The following is a 15,618-nucleotide window of genomic DNA, read 5'->3' as shown; positions in this document are numbered from 1 at the left end:
ACGCGTCACGGGCACCGCGGAGCGCCACGGCCCACTACGCTTCGGCCGTGGCCATCGATCGCGCACAGCTGCTCGACTCCGTACGTTCCCTCGGACTGCCGGACGGCGAGTACGTCGTCTTCGGCAGCGGACCGCTCGTCGTGCGCGGGCTTCGCGAGGGTGCGGACATCGACCTCGTCGTCACCCCCGAGCTGTACGAGCGCCTGCGCGCCGACGGCTGGGAGGCCCGTACGCGACCCGACGGCGGCGAGACACTGAGCCGCGGCGACCTCGACGTCATGTGCCGCCTCGATTTCCCCGGCTACCGCCGCGACGCGCGCGCGCTCATCGCGAAGGCCGAGCGTATCGACGGCGTGCCGTTCCTCCGGCTCGACGAGCTGCGCGTCTTCAAGGTCGCTCTCGGCCGGCCGAAGGACCAGGTCGACCTCGACCTCATCGACCAGGCGCTGGCCAGACACGGTGCACCCGTCACCGAGGCCAGGCGCGAGCAGGCCCGCGCGGTGCTGTCCCGCCCGCCGGTCACGCGGACACCGGAGGCCGAGCCGTGGCTCGGCAACGGCCTGGACTTCGTCGTCGGCATGCTCACGCATCCGCGGCGTACGGCCAGGGAGGCCCGCGGCGCCACGATGTGGGGCACCGCGTACCTGCTGCTGCTCGTCGACGCGATCCTGCTGTGCCTGGCGGAGCCCCTGCGAAACGGCGGCTCGCCCGCCTGGCTGGTGTTCGCACCGGTCGCGGCCGGGATCGCGCTCCTGATCGGCACGATCGTCGGACGCCTGGCGCTCTCCCTCGCGGCGTCCGGGGGCGGGCACGGCGAGCCGTCGGCGGCGGCGAGCCAGACCAACGTCGTCTTCGGCATGTTCAGCATCCCGCAGGGAGTCGCGACGCTCGTCTTCGGCGACGGCACGGTCGCGAACCTCATCTCGGCGGTCGTCCTGGTCGTGACCCTGGCCGTCCTGTCGCAGCTGTACGCGCACTCGTTCGACGTGTCGGTCGGGCGCGGTTTCGCGGGTGCGCTGGTCGGCTACCTCGGCGCGATCGCCGCGCTCATCGGCGTCGCACTGGTGGTCACGATGCTCGTGGCCGCCTGCGTCGCGTCCGCCTGACGCCGTCGCGGACGCCCGAATCGCGGCGACGTATCCTCGGGGTGTGCGAAAGCTGCTGCTGACCCCCAAGTGGCTGGGTATGACCGCCCTGGCCCTGCTGCTGATCGCGGCGTTCATCGGGCTCGCGTACTGGCAGCTGCAGCGCGGTGAGGCCGGCAACGCGCGCAGCTGGGGTTACGCCTTCCAGTGGCCCGCGTTCGCGATCTTCGTGGTCTACATGTGGATCCGTATGCTCCGCGAGGAGCTGAACCCGCAGCTCGACCCGCCGCACTCCGCCGAACGAGCCGCAGGCGACCCGCTGCCCGGCGCGGCGTCCGCGGAAGTGGAGCCGTACGAGGACGACGATGCCGACCCCGAGGCCGACGCCGAGCTGGCGGAGTACAACCGGTGGCTCACCGAGCTCAACCGCCGGTCGGAGCGAGTGGGACGGTGACATGAGCAGCCAGGCACGAGAGGGCGACAGGGTCGACGCCGACACGCAGGCGTCCACGGACGGGCGGCGCAAGAGCGTACGCGGCGCGCTCGTCCGCTACCGGGTGATGGCGTACGTCACCGGCGTCCTGCTGATCACGCTGGTGTTCGTCGCGATGCCGCTCGACCGCATCTGGCACATCCCCGAGCCGGTCGCGGTGATCGGCCAGGTCCACGGCTACCTCTACATGGTCTACCTGGTCGCGGCCGCCGACCTCGCGCGGCGGGTGCGACTGAGCTTCACGCGCATGGTCGCGATGTTCCTCGCCGGCGTCGTGCCCACCGTCGCGTTCTTCTGCGAGCGCCGCGTCACGCGCTGGGTGAAGGAGTCGCGCTACTGGCGGACGTAAGGCCCGTCAGATCGTCGAGCGGTGGAAGTTCAGGTACGAACGCGACGGCGTCGGACCCCGCTGACCCTGGTACCGCGACCCTGACGCGCCCGTGCCGTACGGCTGCTCGGCCGGCGAGGTGAGCCGGAAGAAGCACAGCTGGCCGATCTTCATGCCGGGCCACAGCTTGATCGGCAACGTCGCGACGTTGGACAGCTCCAGCGTGACGTGCCCGTTGAAGCCGGCGTCGATGAAGCCGGCCGTGGAGTGCGTGAGCAGGCCGAGACGGCCGAGGCTCGACTTCCCCTCCAACCTCGCCGACACGTCGTCGGGCAGGCTAACGATCTCGTAGGTGGACCCGAGGACGAACTCGCCGGGGTGCAGGATGAACGGCTCCTGACCCTTCGGCTCGACCATGCGGGTGAGGTCGTCCTGCTCGAGCGCGGGGTCGATGTGCGGGTACTTGTGGTTCTCGAACACCCGGAAGTACCTGTCCAGCCGCACGTCGATGCTCGACGGCTGGACCAGGGACGCGTCGTACGGCTCGAGCCCGATCCGTCCCTTGTCGACTTGGGCCCTGATATCGCGGTCAGAGAGCAACACGCGGGAAGCGTACCTGGTCGGCCCGGACACGTTGGGTGAGCAAGGTCGCGCACCGTGTGAGTGCCGCGGGGTGGCCAACGGCGCACGGTCTCCCGTGCGTGCACATAGTAAGGAGCCCACGACCTGGGAGCACCAGTGAAGACACCCACGAGGTACGTCAGACACCTGATCGTCTCCGCCGCCGCGGCGACCGCGCTCGCCGTACCTATGGCCGTGGTGACCGCCGGATCGGCGTCGGCCGCCACGCCACCGTGCACCAACGACACGGTCAGCGCCTGTGTCGACCTCTCCGCGAAACGGGCGTGGCTGATGCAGGACGGCGAGGTCACGTACGGCCCGGTGAAGATCACGTCCGGCCGCGCCGGCTACGAGACCGACCGCGGCAGGTTCACCGTGGACTACAAGGACATCGACCACGTGAGCTCGATCTACGACGCGCCCATGCCGTACTCGGTCTTCTACAACGGCGGTGAGGCGTTCCACGAGGGCAGCCTCGGCGAGAAGTCGCACGGCTGCGTCCACCTGGGACACAAGGCAGCGAAGCGGTTCTACCGCGAGCTGCACAAGGGCGACCTCGTCGCCGTGCGTGCCTAGTCCGCCGTCACGGCCAGCAGGCGGGGCAGCTCGCGCATGTCGTCGAACACGACGGTGTCCGGTCCCGCGAGCCAGTCGGCGGGCGTGATCCCGCCCGCGTAACCGAAGGACCGCATGCCCGCGGCACGCGCGGCCTGCACGCCGTAGTGGCTGTCCTCGACGACGACGCAGCCGGACGGCTCGACGCCCATGCGTGCCGCCGCGTGCAGGAACAGGTCGGGCTCCGGCTTGCCGTGGGCGACCTCGGTGGCGCTGAAGATACGGCCCTCGAAGCGTTCGTACAGGCCGGTGTGCCCGAGCGTGTGCCGCATCTTCTCGTGGCTGCCACTCGACGCGACGCACATCGGCAGGTCGAGCACGTCGAGCACGTCGAGCACGTCGACGACGCCCTCGACCGGCTTCAGCTCGACGTCGAGCGCGGCGAGGTAGCGGCGCTCGAAGTCCGCCTCCCAGCCGTCCGGCAGCCGGTTGCCGAGGTGGGCGCTGATCTCGTCGTACATGTGCCGCTGCGTGCGACCGAGGAACCGCTGGATGATCTCCTCGTCGCCGAGTGGCCAGCCGAGCTCGGCGAGCACCTCGGCGTCGACGCGTACGGCGATCCGCTCGGTGTCGACGAGCACGCCGTCGCAGTCGAAGATCACGAGGTCGGGTCGGGTGGTCGTCACCCGTTCACCCTACTGAGCAGGACGATCGCGTAACGTCGAGCCCGATGACGACCGACACCATGCACCGCGTGACCGGACGCCTCCTTCCGGTCGACCACGACGATCGGGTCCTGCTGCTCCACGGCTTCGACCCCGCACGCCCGGACGAGCCCTTCTGGTTCACCGTCGGCGGCGCCGTCGACCCGGGCGAGAGCACGGCGCAGGCCGCGGCCCGCGAGGCGTACGAGGAGACCGGGCTGGTCGTCTCGGCGGACCAGCTGGGCGAGGCCGCTTGGTCGTCGGCCACCAGGTTCAGCTTCGACGGCCGCCCGATCCACCAGACGATGGACTTCTACGTGGCGCGCGTCGCGCCGTTCGAGGTCACGTTCGCCGGGCACGACGAGGTCGAGCGCGGCTGCGTCGACGGGCACCGCTGGTGGAGTCTCGACGAGCTGCGTGCGACCGGCGAGCGCTACTTCCCCGAGGACCTGCCGGCGCGGCTCGGCACCGCACTGACCGCATGAGGCTCGACTGGCCCGCGTGCGCCAACGCGCGCGACCTGGGTGACCTGCCGTCCGGTGACGGCCGGCGCATCCGGCCCGGCGTCCTCATCAGGTCCGACCGCCTCGGCCAGCTCACCGAGGCCGGACTGGCGACCGCCCGCGCCTGTGGCCTGTCGCTCGTGCTCGACCTGCGCAGCGAGGCCGAGTGCACCAACCAGCCGACGCCGTTCGCCGCAGAGGCGTTCTATCGCAACCTGCCGGTGCAGGATCCGGCCGTCCGCTACACCGGCGAAGGCACGCTCGCCGACCTCTACCTGGCGATGCTCGACCGGCGACCGGAGTGGTTCGCCGCGGCCCTCGCCGCGATCGCGGACGCTCCGGATGGTGCCGTCGTGGTGCACTGCCATGCGGGCAAGGACCGCACCGGTCTCGTCGTCGCGCTCGCGCTGACCCTCGCCGGCGTGGACCGGGACGTCATCACCGAGGACTACGTGTACTCCGATGTCGGGCTGCGCGAGGTGAACGAGGCGATCTACACCGGTATCGCCGACCCTGCCGAGCGACAGCGCTTGCGCCACCTGTGGGCCGCCCGGCCGGAGACGATCGCCGCGGCACTGGACCACCTGGACCGGCGCTACGGCGGTGCGGAGGGCTACCTGCGCGCGGGCGGGTTCACCGACGCCAACGTCGAGGCCGTCCGGCGTCGACTCCTTGGGTGACCGTCAGTCCCTGCGCCCTGTGAGCGCGACCCCGACGCCCAGGCCGATCATGGTGAGGCCGCTGGCCCCACCGACCACGCTGAGCCGGCGCGGCGACCGCGCGAACCAGGCCCGGGCCGCACCGGCGGCGAGGCCCCACACGGAGTCAGACACCAGCGCGATCGCGACGAACACCAAGCCGAGGACGAGCAGCTGCACCGACGCGTGCCCGGCCGACCCGTCCACGAACTGCGGCAGGACGGCGCCGAAGAACACGAGCGACTTGGGGTTGGTGACGCCGACGACGAACGCCTCCCGCCAGGTGCGCCAGCCGCCGCGCGGCGCCTCGACCTCGTTCATCATCGCGGCGAGGCTCCCGCGGCTGCGGAACGCGCGTACACCGAGGTAGACGAGGTAGCCGGCACCAACGAACTTCAGCACCGTGAACGCCACGATCGACCGTTCGATGATCGCGCCTATCCCGAACCCCACCGCGACGACCTGCACGTACTCGCCGACCGCGTTGCCGGCCACCGTGGCCAGTGCCGCACGCCGCCCCAGCGCAAGCGCGCGACTCACGACGAAGGCCACGCTGGGACCCGGGATGACGATGAGCACCAGGGACGCGAGGGCGAAGGCGGCGAGGCGCGCGGGGGCGATCACGCCCCCACCCTAGACACGCGCTCCTACCAGGGCACCAGGTTTACGCCGACCTCGGTGCCGCCGGGACGACGAGGGTCATCGCCGCCGCGACTGCGACGACGACGAGGACGGCCCACACGACCGCGAGCCGCTTCCACCACGTCCGCACCGCCCCGTCCGCCCGGCGTGCCCGTTCGGGCATCCACAGCTCGACCACGGACCTGGCGACGAACGCAGCAGCGGCGACGATGACGAGCCACACCCACCCTCCGTGCGCAGCTCGAGCGCCGAGAGGGCGATCCCGACACCGACCGCGCGCCGTCACGGTGCCCGGAGCGCGACCTGACATGGCACTACCGGTTCCGAACCAGCACAACCCAGGCATACGACCAGGCAGTGCCATGTGAAGTCGACGGCGTGGCCGGGACAGGCGCTCGGGTGACCGCGCAGCCGGCCACCGACACCGTCCTCGGTGACCCGCCCGGTACACTGACGCGGACGTGCCGGACGGCGCCGCGCGGGTGTAGTTCAGTGGTAGAACATCAGCTTCCCAAGCTGACAATGCGGGTTCGATTCCCGTCACCCGCTCCCAACTCGAAACCCTTACGCAGCAACGAGAGCCGGCGCCTACCCGGTTCGGCGGTAGGCGCCTTCGTCGTCCCTCGTGCTGTTCGCGTGCTGTTAGCCGGTCGGCACGAGCACACCCGCTGCCCCCTCGTCCGGTTCGTCGTCCTCGTCCGAGTTCGATCGGGTCGACTGCTTCCGACCGCGCTTTGTGGTCTTGTTCGTACGCTCCGCACGGACCTGGGCGTCCAGGACGTCCGCGATCAGCCGATCGGCCTTCGCGGTCGCGTGCTGGTAGATCAGCGCCGCCCGCTCGTTGTCGTGTCCCATCCGAGCCATGAGGTTCCGCGTGCTCACCCCGGCGTCGGCAGCGAGGGTGTTGCCCGTGTGCCGCAGGTCGTGGAAGTGCAGGCCGGTTGCCCCGATCGCGGCGACCGCGTCCCGCCAGCCGACCACCTTGTTGAAGTTTCCCCGTCGTACCGGTGACCCGTTCGGGACGGTGAAGACCAGGGCATCGTTGCCCGCCTTGGTGTGCTCGGCCAGGTGGCGGCGCAGGTCCGTGATCACCGCCGCCGGGAGCGAGACCGTCCGGACGCCTGCGCGCGACTTCGGCGGACCGGCGACCAGGCCCTGCCCCCGAACCTCCGTGAACGCCCGACGAACCTGCACCTTCCGCTCGTCGAGGTCGACGTCTCGACGCCGCAACGCGGTGACCTCACCGAAGCGCAGGCTCCCGAACGTCGCCAGCAGGACCAGCACTCGGAGCCGCGCGGGCATCCGGTCGGCGAGGGCGTAGACCTGCGCGACAGTCAGCACGGGTCGCTCGGTCGGTGTCTCGGTGCCCGCACCACGGATCCGGCACGGGTTGCGCACGATCAGCTCGTCATCCTCGGCGGCCGTCATCATGATCGCGCGGAACAGCCGGTACGCCTTCGCCACCATCGTTGCCGAAACACCGCCGCGTAGGAGCTTCGCCCGCCACCGCCGTACGGCTGCGGGGTCGATGTCCACCAGGTGCACCGACTCGAACGAGTCCAGGTACTTGACCAGCAGCCAGCGGTAGAGGTCAGCCGTGCGCGGCCGCAGTCCCGAACGCTCGTCGACCCACTCACGGCCGTAGGGCCCGAAGGGCATAGCTCCCCGCCTCGCCGGTGGTGCATCGCCACGCACCCGATCGGCCTCGCGCAGGGTGAGCCAGTCCCCCGCCTCGTCCTTGCTGGCGAAGGTGTGCGGCGCGTTCTGCCGGAGACCGTCCGCACCGAGATAGCTCGCCTGGTAGCGACCCGAGGGCAGCTTCCGCACCCAGCCGAACCGACGACGTCCCTTCCGCTTCGCCATCAGGCCACCGCCCGTCCGTAGCGGTCCCGCACGATGGGCTCGACCGTGTTGGCGTCGACGAACTCCCGCACCGCCGACTCCGGGATCCGCACATGCCGTCCGACCCGCACGAACCGGATACGCCGCTCCGCGATCAGCCGCCGAGGGAACCGGGGCCCGTTCGTGCCGAGCAGCTCGCCTGCCTGCTCCACCGTCAACAGCCGTTCCGTGTCGTGCCTCTCCGTCGTCATGCCGCCACCTCCTCGGCGGCTTCCTCGGTTGCCGAAAGATCCCGACCCGGTGGCCCGGCGCGTTGCTTGGCGTCCTCGTACTGCCCGCGCCAGCGTTGGCGCTCTTTGAGCAGGTCGAGCAGCAGCTCCCGGTAGGCAGGTACCTCGTGGGCGCGAACGGCGGTCCATACGAACCGAGGCCGCCCGTCAGCCGTGGTGACCTTGGTCGAGTACCGGTCGACGTCGGGAGCCTCGATCCCGGCTTCCTCGAGCACGGCCCGGACGACAGCAGCCCGGTCGGCCCTGTGCTGGGTGAGGGTCTTGCCGGTCCACTGCCGCGACACCAACACCCGACGACCACCACACCCGAGCGTGTCCCGCCGATGCGCCTTCCCCCGACACCTGCCCGGCTCCAACGTGGGCCGTGCGTCCTTGGGCTGCACGCCGTAGCGCAACCAGTTCCCGCACCGAGGCGAGCACGGCAGCCACCGGGCCTGCTCCCACAGCCGATCGACATGCGCGGAACGCCGTGCCGAGGGCTCCTCGTCGGGATGGGTGTCGGCGATCGACTTGTTCAGGTACTTGCACAGGTACCCCACCCGCCGATCGGCCTGCGAGGTCCCGGCGAGGATGCCTTGCAGGTCGGTCTGCTCCCCGAACCGGACCACGTGCCCAGGTCGGGCGTCGGGGTCGGTGTCGAGCCGATCGAGGGCCTGCTCCCAGGTCGGCAGCAACTCCCCGGTATCGGGGTCGACATAGCCGCCGGCGGAGTGATCCCAGCCGGGTAGCTCCTCATCGTCATAGACGGGCTCGTCGAACGCGGGCCACCACACCTGGTGATAGGTCCCGGCAATGACCTGCCGCATCACCACGCGAGGGATCGCACCCCGGATCGCCGCATGCAGGTGCGGCGCGAGACGCCGCTGGGGTTCGACGGCAGCGAAGTACTGCACCCGGTACCCGACCGCACGGCGCAGGTTCTGCCAGAACCGGTCCACCAGCTTCGGGAAGTGCATCGCGTCCAAGGCAGCCTGCCGGTAGTCGTACGAGCCCGGATCTACCGGAGTCCCGTCCGACCGAACCCGCCCATAGGACGGGAGCGTCATCGTGGCGAACATCGACGGCCGGTACGTCTTGCCGCCGTCGGTGGTGAACACCTGCCCGACCGTGCGGGCCTCGACTTCGTACGACGGCAGGTCGGGTGCGTCCTGGCGACGCCGAGTCGACCGGACCCGCCGCTCCGACCCCCCGTCGGCGTCGTCGGCCTGGTCCTCGGCGTCCTCGCCGTAACCGTCGTCCTCGTCGTGCTCGGGAGGGTCGGGTTCGGTGTCGAGGTGCCAGCCCTCCCGGCACTGCTGCATCCGCAACTTCCGGGCCTTGTCCGCACACGGCGGGCACTGCGCCTCCCGAGTCGAGCCGCACGGGATCGGCACCAGCCGCTTCTTGCCCGTCTCCACGTCATGTAGGTGGGACACGATCGGCCGGACGCACACGCCCTCGATCTCGGCGGCGGCGCGGATGACGTCGAGGGTGATCGCCGTCATGACCGCACCCATACCAGATCGGGCGAGTCGGCCCACGGGTCGGCACCGTCGAGCCCGAACTGTGGTCTGGCCTGGGTGGCGCAGTGGACGTGTTCGGCGTAGCCGTCGGGATCGCAGTGCGGGCACGGCCCCAGGCCGTCGAGGTACCCGAAGTCCAGGCACACCCCGCAGTCGAACCCGTCCATGACCGTCTCGCGGGTCTCCTCGATCCACGACCCGTCCAGGGTGATCGTGTCGGTGGGGGTCATGACTGGTCCTCCTGCCGGGTCTCGGTGTGCGTGGGATCGCTGGGATACGGGTCGACCGGGGCGGCGCCGGGTGGGTAGGTGACGGCGAGGCGGGTGATCTCCTCGTCGTCGACGTAGCCGAACCGGACCCGGACGGGTTCCTTCTCGGTCTCCACCGCGACGAACGCCACACCAGGGGTGTCCTCGGAGATCTCGTCACAGCGGGCACCGTTCTTCCGCGCCGTCGAGCCGAGGACCAGGTCGGTCTCCTCCGGCTCGTTCACCGCCAGCCCGATCCGGGTCGGGAACAGCCCCCGATCCGGCAGCACCTCCTTCCGGGCGTCTTGCAGCGCGGCGACGACGGTGATGCCGACCGCGCGGCCCTGACTGAGGAGGAGTCCGAGGGCGGCTTCGATCCGCTTCTTCGCCTCCCGATCCGTCACATACGCGGTCAGGCACGCCAGCTCGTCGATCAGCACGACGATGTGCGGGTCACCCGGCCGCGGCTTGTGCGTTCGGGACACGCCCCGCAGGTCCCGTTGCCGTTCCTGCATCCGGTCGACAAGGGTTTCCAGGAACTCAGCGAAGTCGAGTTGATACGCGCGCTTGCGGCCTTCGTCGTCGGTGTTGTTGTCGCCGTAGCAGTACCGGGCGAACAGGCCTTGTCCGGCGGCGAGTTCCATGCCGCCCTTGGGGTCGACGACCCACAGCTCGACCCACCGGTCCCGCACCGCCGAGGCGAGCGCACGGACGATCGACCACAACACCGAGCCCTTCCCCGCCCCCGTGCGACCAGCCACCAGGACGTGGGTGCCCCGGAGTCGCAGATGCCACGGGAGGCCGTCTTCGCGGTGAGCGACGCGGAGGCGGTGGAGGTTCGGCTTGTCCGGGATCGGGAACAGTGCGACTGGGTCCCGTAGCGGGTCGGTGACCAGGAACCACAGCTCCAGCAGGCGCGGCACGACCCGCGACCGGACCAGGGTCTTCCCTCGGAACCGGATGACCGGGGTGCGGACCGACCGGACGCGGCAGTCAATCGCACCGTTGGACGCGGCGAACCGCTCCGCGTTGCCCGCGTAGTCCGCCAGCACCTGACCCCGCAGGGTGCGGACGCGGAGCCGGTCCACGGTGTCGGTCGACCTGCACCGCCCCAGCACCGGGGCGAGCTCGCGGCCACGGAACGGCTTGACCAGGCCGGTGACGGCCACCAGCTCGTCCCAGCCCCGTCCATACCGGGCGACGCGGCGCCACCATGACCGCAGCGGCCAGGACACGACGAGCTTGAACGACCGGGCGTGCAGTACACGCCAGGCCACCAGCACCGTCACCAGGGCGAGAGCGGCCAGTGACAGGCCGTGGGTGTCGAACCGGGCGTGCACCCGCCAGGCGGCGTAGCCGAGCCCGACGACAAGCCAGACCGGCCACTGCCGGACCAGCCACCACACGACACGCCCGATCCCAGCGGCGATCGTGCCGCCGAGGACGGTCCAGAACCCGATCCGGAACGACTCCGCCCGCACCGTCGGGGAGGGCTTCTTGTAGGCGACGCCTCTCATGACGCACCACCGTCCGCGACCCGGTCCCACGGCGGGACCCGCTTCGCCCGAGGCCGACCACTCGACTCACTCGTCTTCGTCGTCTTGGCGGTGGTGGTCTTTTTCGCGGTACGAGGCTTCGCGGTCTTGCGCCGCGACCGAGGCGGGGTCGGTGCACACGTCGAGCACAGCCCGCCCGGCTCGGACACCAGGGAGCCGTTGCACAGCCCGCACGGGTACCGCCACTTCGGCTTGTCGCCCAGGGCGAGATTCTTGGCGACCTGGTCGACGCGGTAGGTGAACATCGCCGGCTGCTCCGGCTCCGGCGGCACGTGGTTGCTGCTTCTACGCTGGGACATGCCTGCTACGCCCTCTCTGGGGGTGTGGTGTGGAAGGCGCGGCAGCGGCGGGCCTGGAATCCTTCACCGCTGCCGCGCCGCTCTAGGAAGCAATCAGCTCCGGCTGACCGGACTCAGCCTGCCTCGCGCGAGTCATCGCGCCGACGAGCTTCGCCCGCGCCTCCCCCGCGACCGCGATGAGCCGGTTGGCGGTGTCCTCGTCCTCGATGAACAGCGACACCGTGGTCAAGCCGTCACCGAGGTCGACACTGACGAACGGCCCGCGCCGGTCGTTGGCGTCGAAGGCCGTCACACCGAACGGCATACCCGCGCGCAGGTGCACGTTCGTGGTCACCGCCAGCTCACGCCTCCGGGCCGTCATGCCGCCTGCTCCTTACCCTGCGAGCCCTGCCCGGACTGCGACCGCGAGCGAGACGCGGCCTTGGGGTCGGCGAAGCCGGTCGCCCAGACCCGGAACGCTAGGGACTTGTACTCGCCCTGACCGGTCACGTGCGGCTCGACATGCAGGCCGTCGAGGGCGATCGGGCGCATGCCCGGCAGCACCTCGTCACCGGGCGGGACCGGCTGCACGTCGGCGATGAACTGGATCTCGAACGACGCCCGCTTGGCCCGTCCCTCGTCCGGGTCGGTCGCCACGGCCTTCCAGATCCGCTTGCCCGACCGCTCGTCCACGCGCTGCTTGGCCTCACGGCCACGGTTGCGGTCCTCCTGCGACTGGTACTCCGTCGAAGCCTCCACATCCCCGATCAGGACAAGGCCCTTCGGAAACGCGTGCTCGAACGCCACCGGGAACCGCTCACCACGTTGAATCGCCATCAGTCACTACCTCCGCTTGTCGTCTCCTCTGCACGTCTAGAGGAGTTACCACATGTATAGAGGAGTTGGCGAAGCGGTGTCAAGCGACACACGGAACGGAGGCAGCCTACTTAGCGGGCAGGTCGTAGCTCAGCACGAACGAGTCGGCAGCCATGACCGTCTCGCAGACCTCCAGAGCCCGCCCGCTCGCGTCGCGGGCGACTCTGACGAGATCAAGGACCGGGACACCGGGCGCGAGCTGTAGCGCGGTGATCTCCTCCGGCGTCGGCATCCGCGCCCTGATGTCCTCGTGGAACGGGCCGAAGGTGTAGCCCTGCTCCTCCATCCGGGCGTAGATCCCACCCGGACCAGTGTCGGGTTCCTCGATCTTCGTCCCTCCTGCGACGTCCAGCGGGATGTACGAGGCCGCGACCTCGACCGGATGCCCGTCGAGCAGGTACCGCCGGCGCCGGACCACGACCTTCTTGCGGCCGTCCACGCCGAGCAGCTCGGCGACATCAGTGGGAGCCTTCTCTCGATCGATGCGCACGTTGTCCACCGAGTGCTGCTGCCCCGCGGCCTTCGCGTCCGCCACGAACGCCGCATGACCGGCCTCCCGGTGCCGCCGCGCGAACCGGTCACTACCCAGCCGCCGAGCCACCGGCCGAGGCCGCACGAACACCCCGCGCCCATGCTCGGCAACGACCAGGCCCTCACTCTTGAGCACTCCCAACGCCTGCCGGATCGTCATCCGCGCCACGCCGTAGTGATCGATTAGCGCAGCCTCAGAGGGCAGCCGTTCCCCCGCGCCAAGGCGCCCGCGCGTGATCTCCTCGCGAAGTTGATCCGCGATCTGCTGGAACACGGAGCGGTCGCTCGCCGTGTCCACGCTGCCAAGAGCCACTGACGCTCCCCTAGTCGAAAGTTCCTGGTACTTTCACTCCTCTAGACGACAGAGTAGCCATACGGGCCAGCAAGGGAGGCGAACGTGTCAAACGAGCGCCACTCCGTCAGCGTTGCCGCCGCCATCGTCCGCGACGACAACCGCGTTCTCCTCGTCCAACGGGCCGACAACGGCCACTGGGAACCACCAGGCGGCGTCCTCGAACTCGACGAGACCATCGAGCACGGCCTCGCCCGCGAGATCGCCGAGGAGACCGGCATGTCCGTCGAGGTCGACACGCTCTCCGGTGTCTACAAGAACATGACCCGAGGCATCGTCTCCCTCGTCTTCCGCTGCCGCCCGACCACCGAAGACCTCAGGGTCAACGACGAGGTCTCCGACTTCCGCTGGGCTACCGACGACGAGCTGGACGACCTCATGGACCCCGCCTATGTCGTCCGCGCCCGCGACGCGATCCGCTACAACGGCACACCCGCGATCCGCAACCACGACGGCGTACTACTAGTCGCCTAAGCCCTCGCAGTCGAGACGCGTGCATAGAGGGAGCCCAGGGTGCAGGTCACGGTACGAAGGGCCACAGAGGACGACGCTGTAGCGATGGCGGACCTTCGCCTGGCGGCGTTGACCGAGGGAGACAGCCGTGCCGTACCAGACGCCCTCGGCTTCGTTGACTCGTTCGCCAGTTGGATCAGCGACCATCTACCGACTCATCTCCCGTTCGTTGCCGAGCTGGGTGATGACGTGGTCGGAATGGCGTGGCTGGTGCTCACTGAACGGGTGCCCAGCCCCGAACGGCGATATCGACGTAGCGGCGACGTCCAATCGATGTATGTAGTGCCCGAGGTGCGCGACCACGGGATCGGTGCGGCGTTGCTAGAAGCAGTGCTGGCGGATGCGGACAGGCTGGCACTAGAGCACGTGACCGTCCATTCCAGTGACCAGGCAGTACCCCTCTATCAACGAGCCGGCTTCCAGCACGACCCACGCTGGCTCGGACGGGAACCGGGGTGAGGCCCGTCGATCATGCCCCGCGAAAGATCATGTCAAGCTTCAGCCGGCATGCCACTGTCAAGCATCAGGCGGCACAGGACACGGGTCCGGGTGTCCACCTTGCCGAGTTGACCTCTTGTAGATCAAGGCGCCGCTGACGCGGCGCCCGCGACCGTCGCTGCGGGCGGCGCGGAGCGCCGTCCTCGCGGACGGCCCGGACCAAGGTTGAATCAGCACACAGCGTGGTCAGATGTAGCTCAGCACCGCACTTCCGCAATATGAACAAGGGTCGTTGTTGCGCGATCTACGGTCCTGTTTTCGTCAGATACTCACTCATGCGGAAAGGTCGTGCAGTCACAGATGCCACGTAACCGCTCAGCGATGATGGAACTCGTCCATCCCGTCTACCTCGACGTGCCAATGCTCATTAGCTTTCTTGCCGCTTTGCAGGACGGCATTTCGTTCGAGAACAACATCATACAGGAGGTCCAGAGCGACAAAGCGACAGATGGTGAGATCGGTGCCAAGGTGGGCGTACCGACCATCTTCAGTCTCTTTGGCCTCAATGCCGACGGCCGATACAAACGGCACTCGGGAGCCGCGCAGCGCACGGAGACCCACGTTGTCCGCCAACACACAGAAGCGTCGCTCTTCAATCATCTTCGCCACACACTCACGCAGGAGGGCCGGGTCACCCTCGTCAGCGACCCCACCGAACTTCCTAGCCTGAAGCCCGGCCAGCTCGTCGAGCTGACGGGTGCCGTGCTCGGCAATCCGCTCGCCAAGGTTCTCGATCTCATGTACGCCATCGCACCATTCTTAGGGCTTGATCTCTCCGAAGAGGAGACCCCTTCCCAGGCTGTACCCCAGGACCGCGCAGCTAGGCGGCGAGCCCAGCGCGAACAGACCAGAGCTACCCAACCTCCCACGACTGACGACGACAGTGAGGACCCTGAGCAGATTGCCTACATGCTGCGAACAATGCACAAGGACGTCGAGAAATCGCCGATCATCGATCTAGTACTTCAGGGTGACCCGAGCCTTCGCGCCGTACTTACAGTAGCCCGCGAATACCTCCCACCCGAAGGTGAAGCACACCTTCTCGGCGGGCAATTCACCGTACTCGGAAAGATCACGAGTACCGTGGACACGAACGACGAGATCAACCTCTTCCGTCGCACCGCACTGGGCGCTGCCGGCTCGGACTTCTCGCGGTCCTTCATCAACGACCTCACCGAATCGTCCGATGGTGACCTCGACATCAACGCACCCGAGGCCATCGTTGCAGGTCCAGCACTCCAAATCCTTCCCCTCGCGATCTTCGTTTGAGTCGCAGAGGCCGTCCTCCTCGCCGGACCAGTCTCCGGCCTTCACTCCGTGCGTCAAGGGCGGCTTCGCCGTCGCTACGCGATCGAGCAAGCTCGACCCTTGACCCACTCCGCTACGGCCTACGAGCGGCTCCTATGAGGAGGACGGTGGAGGTGTGGGGGTCGTGCTGTCTGCGTGCTGTTACGGCCGGTCAGTCACGGTCAGTCGGGCGACCAGGCGGACCATCGATCACGC

The 15,618-nt window shown here is 69.0% G+C and carries 22 protein-coding genes and 1 tRNA gene; 10 read left to right on the top strand and 13 right to left on the bottom strand.

Annotation, left to right across the window (positions count from 1 at the left end):
• Positions 1-47: 47 nt before the first annotated feature.
• The 3 genes from GEV10_06535 to GEV10_06525 are packed head-to-tail and all read left to right on the top strand — an operon-like array spanning position 48 to position 1,927.
• Positions 48-1,106 (top strand): hypothetical protein, encoded by a 1,059-nt coding sequence (locus GEV10_06535; protein MQA78121.1) that lies wholly within the window; start codon positions 48-50, stop codon positions 1,104-1,106.
• 19 nt (positions 1,107-1,125) lie between these two features.
• On the top strand, positions 1,126-1,539 hold the full coding sequence (locus tag GEV10_06530; GenBank protein ID MQA78120.1) for a hypothetical protein: 414 nt from the start codon (positions 1,126-1,128) through the stop codon (positions 1,537-1,539).
• A gap of 1 nt (position 1,540) precedes the next feature.
• Positions 1,541-1,927, top strand: coding sequence for a DUF3817 domain-containing protein (locus GEV10_06525; protein MQA78119.1), 387 nt, complete (start codon positions 1,541-1,543; stop codon positions 1,925-1,927).
• 6 nt (positions 1,928-1,933) lie between these two features.
• Here GEV10_06525 and GEV10_06520 read toward each other — a convergent pair whose 3' ends face one another.
• Positions 1,934-2,509, bottom strand: a complete 576-nt coding sequence (locus tag GEV10_06520) for a dCTP deaminase (GenBank protein MQA78118.1) — start codon at positions 2,507-2,509, stop codon at positions 1,934-1,936.
• 207 nt (positions 2,510-2,716) lie between these two features.
• Between GEV10_06520 and GEV10_06515 the strand changes: the two genes are divergently transcribed.
• Positions 2,717-3,103, top strand: a complete 387-nt coding sequence (locus GEV10_06515) for a L,D-transpeptidase family protein (GenBank protein MQA78117.1) — start codon at positions 2,717-2,719, stop codon at positions 3,101-3,103.
• Here the strand turns inward: GEV10_06515 and GEV10_06510 are convergent.
• Positions 3,100-3,744, bottom strand: a complete 645-nt coding sequence (locus tag GEV10_06510; GenBank protein MQA78116.1) for an HAD-IA family hydrolase — start codon at positions 3,742-3,744, stop codon at positions 3,100-3,102. The genes GEV10_06515 and GEV10_06510 overlap by 4 nt on opposite strands.
• An 83-nt stretch (positions 3,745-3,827) precedes the next feature.
• Here GEV10_06510 and GEV10_06505 point away from each other — a divergent pair, with 83 nt between their 5' ends.
• Positions 3,828-4,271: an NUDIX domain-containing protein gene (locus tag GEV10_06505; protein ID MQA78115.1), complete on the top strand. Its 444-nt coding sequence runs from the start codon at positions 3,828-3,830 to the stop codon at positions 4,269-4,271.
• On the top strand, positions 4,268-4,969 hold the full coding sequence (locus GEV10_06500; GenBank protein MQA78114.1) for a protein-tyrosine-phosphatase: 702 nt from the start codon (positions 4,268-4,270) through the stop codon (positions 4,967-4,969). The genes GEV10_06505 and GEV10_06500 overlap by 4 nt, the downstream gene beginning before the upstream one ends.
• Before the next feature lie 3 nt (positions 4,970-4,972).
• Here the strand turns inward: GEV10_06500 and GEV10_06495 are convergent, their stop codons facing one another.
• A complete protein-coding gene (locus GEV10_06495) occupies positions 4,973-5,611 on the bottom strand; it encodes a LysE family translocator (GenBank protein ID MQA78113.1) in 639 nt (212 codons plus the stop codon).
• Positions 5,612-5,651: 40 nt separating this feature from the next.
• On the bottom strand, positions 5,652-5,852 hold the full coding sequence (locus GEV10_06490; protein ID MQA78112.1) for a hypothetical protein: 201 nt from the start codon (positions 5,850-5,852) through the stop codon (positions 5,652-5,654).
• A 255-nt stretch (positions 5,853-6,107) separates the two neighbouring features.
• Here GEV10_06490 and GEV10_06485 point away from each other — a divergent pair.
• Positions 6,108-6,178: transfer RNA gene (locus GEV10_06485), tRNA-Gly, on the top strand.
• Positions 6,179-6,271: 93 nt separating this feature from the next.
• Here the strand turns inward: GEV10_06485 and GEV10_06480 are convergent.
• The 9 genes from GEV10_06480 to GEV10_06440 all read right to left on the bottom strand — a co-directional run bounded on the left by GEV10_06480 (position 6,272) and on the right by GEV10_06440 (position 13,065).
• Positions 6,272-7,492, bottom strand: coding sequence for a tyrosine-type recombinase/integrase (locus GEV10_06480; protein MQA78111.1), 1,221 nt, complete (start codon positions 7,490-7,492; stop codon positions 6,272-6,274).
• A complete protein-coding gene (locus tag GEV10_06475; GenBank protein MQA78110.1) occupies positions 7,492-7,722 on the bottom strand; it encodes a helix-turn-helix domain-containing protein in 231 nt (76 codons plus the stop codon). Before GEV10_06475 ends, GEV10_06480 begins: the two co-directional genes overlap by 1 nt.
• Positions 7,719-9,245: a replication initiation protein gene (locus GEV10_06470; protein MQA78109.1), complete on the bottom strand. Its 1,527-nt coding sequence runs from the start codon at positions 9,243-9,245 to the stop codon at positions 7,719-7,721. The genes GEV10_06475 and GEV10_06470 overlap by 4 nt, the downstream gene beginning before the upstream one ends.
• Positions 9,242-9,493 carry a hypothetical protein gene (locus GEV10_06465; GenBank protein ID MQA78108.1) on the bottom strand — a complete coding sequence of 84 codons (252 nt, stop codon included), beginning with the start codon at positions 9,491-9,493 and terminating at the stop codon, positions 9,242-9,244. The genes GEV10_06470 and GEV10_06465 overlap by 4 nt, the downstream gene beginning before the upstream one ends.
• Positions 9,490-11,028, bottom strand: coding sequence for a cell division protein FtsK (locus GEV10_06460; GenBank protein MQA78107.1), 1,539 nt, complete (start codon positions 11,026-11,028; stop codon positions 9,490-9,492). The genes GEV10_06465 and GEV10_06460 overlap by 4 nt, the downstream gene beginning before the upstream one ends.
• Positions 11,025-11,366 carry a hypothetical protein gene (locus tag GEV10_06455; protein ID MQA78106.1) on the bottom strand — a complete coding sequence of 114 codons (342 nt, stop codon included), beginning with the start codon at positions 11,364-11,366 and terminating at the stop codon, positions 11,025-11,027. The genes GEV10_06460 and GEV10_06455 overlap by 4 nt, the downstream gene beginning before the upstream one ends.
• Positions 11,367-11,448: 82 nt before the next feature.
• Positions 11,449-11,727 (bottom strand): hypothetical protein, encoded by a 279-nt coding sequence (locus tag GEV10_06450; protein MQA78105.1) that lies wholly within the window; start codon positions 11,725-11,727, stop codon positions 11,449-11,451.
• Positions 11,724-12,182 (bottom strand): hypothetical protein, encoded by a 459-nt coding sequence (locus GEV10_06445; protein ID MQA78104.1) that lies wholly within the window; start codon positions 12,180-12,182, stop codon positions 11,724-11,726. The genes GEV10_06450 and GEV10_06445 overlap by 4 nt, the downstream gene beginning before the upstream one ends.
• A 106-nt stretch (positions 12,183-12,288) precedes the next feature.
• On the bottom strand, positions 12,289-13,065 hold the full coding sequence (locus GEV10_06440) for a UTRA domain-containing protein (protein MQA78103.1): 777 nt from the start codon (positions 13,063-13,065) through the stop codon (positions 12,289-12,291).
• Positions 13,066-13,149: 84 nt separating this feature from the next.
• Between GEV10_06440 and GEV10_06435 the strand changes: the two genes are divergently transcribed.
• The 3 genes from GEV10_06435 (at position 13,150) to GEV10_06425 (ending at position 15,384) form a co-directional block, all read left to right on the top strand.
• Positions 13,150-13,578 carry an NUDIX domain-containing protein gene (locus tag GEV10_06435; GenBank protein ID MQA78102.1) on the top strand — a complete coding sequence of 143 codons (429 nt, stop codon included), beginning with the start codon at positions 13,150-13,152 and terminating at the stop codon, positions 13,576-13,578.
• Positions 13,579-13,662: 84 nt separating this feature from the next.
• The gene (locus GEV10_06430; GenBank protein ID MQA78101.1) at positions 13,663-14,076 is read left to right on the top strand and encodes a GNAT family N-acetyltransferase; all 414 of its coding nucleotides are present in this window, start codon (positions 13,663-13,665) and stop codon (positions 14,074-14,076) included.
• Between the two features lie 360 nt (positions 14,077-14,436).
• Entirely contained in the window at positions 14,437-15,384 is a 948-nt protein-coding gene (locus GEV10_06425) for a hypothetical protein (GenBank protein MQA78100.1), read from the top strand.
• Positions 15,385-15,618: the final 234 nt, after the last annotated feature.

Source organism: Streptosporangiales bacterium (genome assembly GCA_009379955.1).
Lineage (GTDB): Bacteria > Actinomycetota > Actinomycetes > Streptosporangiales > WHST01 > WHST01.
Note: the sequence above shows the minus strand (reverse complement) of the source record. Positions and strands in the feature narration are given on the sequence as shown.

Bases quoted from the DNA above. Each gene is read 5' to 3' on its own strand.
- GEV10_06525 (MQA78119.1), top strand. From the start codon at position 1,541: ATGAGCAGCCAGGCACGAGAGGGCGACAGGGTCGACGCCGACACGCAG.
- GEV10_06515 (MQA78117.1), top strand. From the start codon at position 2,717: ATGGCCGTGGTGACCGCCGGATCGGCGTCGGCCGCCACGCCACCGTGC.
- GEV10_06505 (MQA78115.1), top strand. From the start codon at position 3,828: ATGCACCGCGTGACCGGACGCCTCCTTCCGGTCGACCACGACGATCGG.
- GEV10_06500 (MQA78114.1), top strand. From the start codon at position 4,268: ATGAGGCTCGACTGGCCCGCGTGCGCCAACGCGCGCGACCTGGGTGAC.
- GEV10_06480 (MQA78111.1), bottom strand. From the start codon at position 7,492: ATGGCGAAGCGGAAGGGACGTCGTCGGTTCGGCTGGGTGCGGAAGCTG.
- GEV10_06475 (MQA78110.1), bottom strand. From the start codon at position 7,722: ATGACGACGGAGAGGCACGACACGGAACGGCTGTTGACGGTGGAGCAG.
- GEV10_06470 (MQA78109.1), bottom strand. From the start codon at position 9,245: ATGACGGCGATCACCCTCGACGTCATCCGCGCCGCCGCCGAGATCGAG.
- GEV10_06465 (MQA78108.1), bottom strand. From the start codon at position 9,493: ATGACCCCCACCGACACGATCACCCTGGACGGGTCGTGGATCGAGGAG.
- GEV10_06460 (MQA78107.1), bottom strand. From the start codon at position 11,028: ATGAGAGGCGTCGCCTACAAGAAGCCCTCCCCGACGGTGCGGGCGGAG.
- GEV10_06455 (MQA78106.1), bottom strand. From the start codon at position 11,366: ATGTCCCAGCGTAGAAGCAGCAACCACGTGCCGCCGGAGCCGGAGCAG.
- GEV10_06450 (MQA78105.1), bottom strand. From the start codon at position 11,727: ATGACGGCCCGGAGGCGTGAGCTGGCGGTGACCACGAACGTGCACCTG.
- GEV10_06445 (MQA78104.1), bottom strand. From the start codon at position 12,182: ATGGCGATTCAACGTGGTGAGCGGTTCCCGGTGGCGTTCGAGCACGCG.
- GEV10_06430 (MQA78101.1), top strand. From the start codon at position 13,663: ATGGCGGACCTTCGCCTGGCGGCGTTGACCGAGGGAGACAGCCGTGCC.
- GEV10_06425 (MQA78100.1), top strand. From the start codon at position 14,437: ATGATGGAACTCGTCCATCCCGTCTACCTCGACGTGCCAATGCTCATT.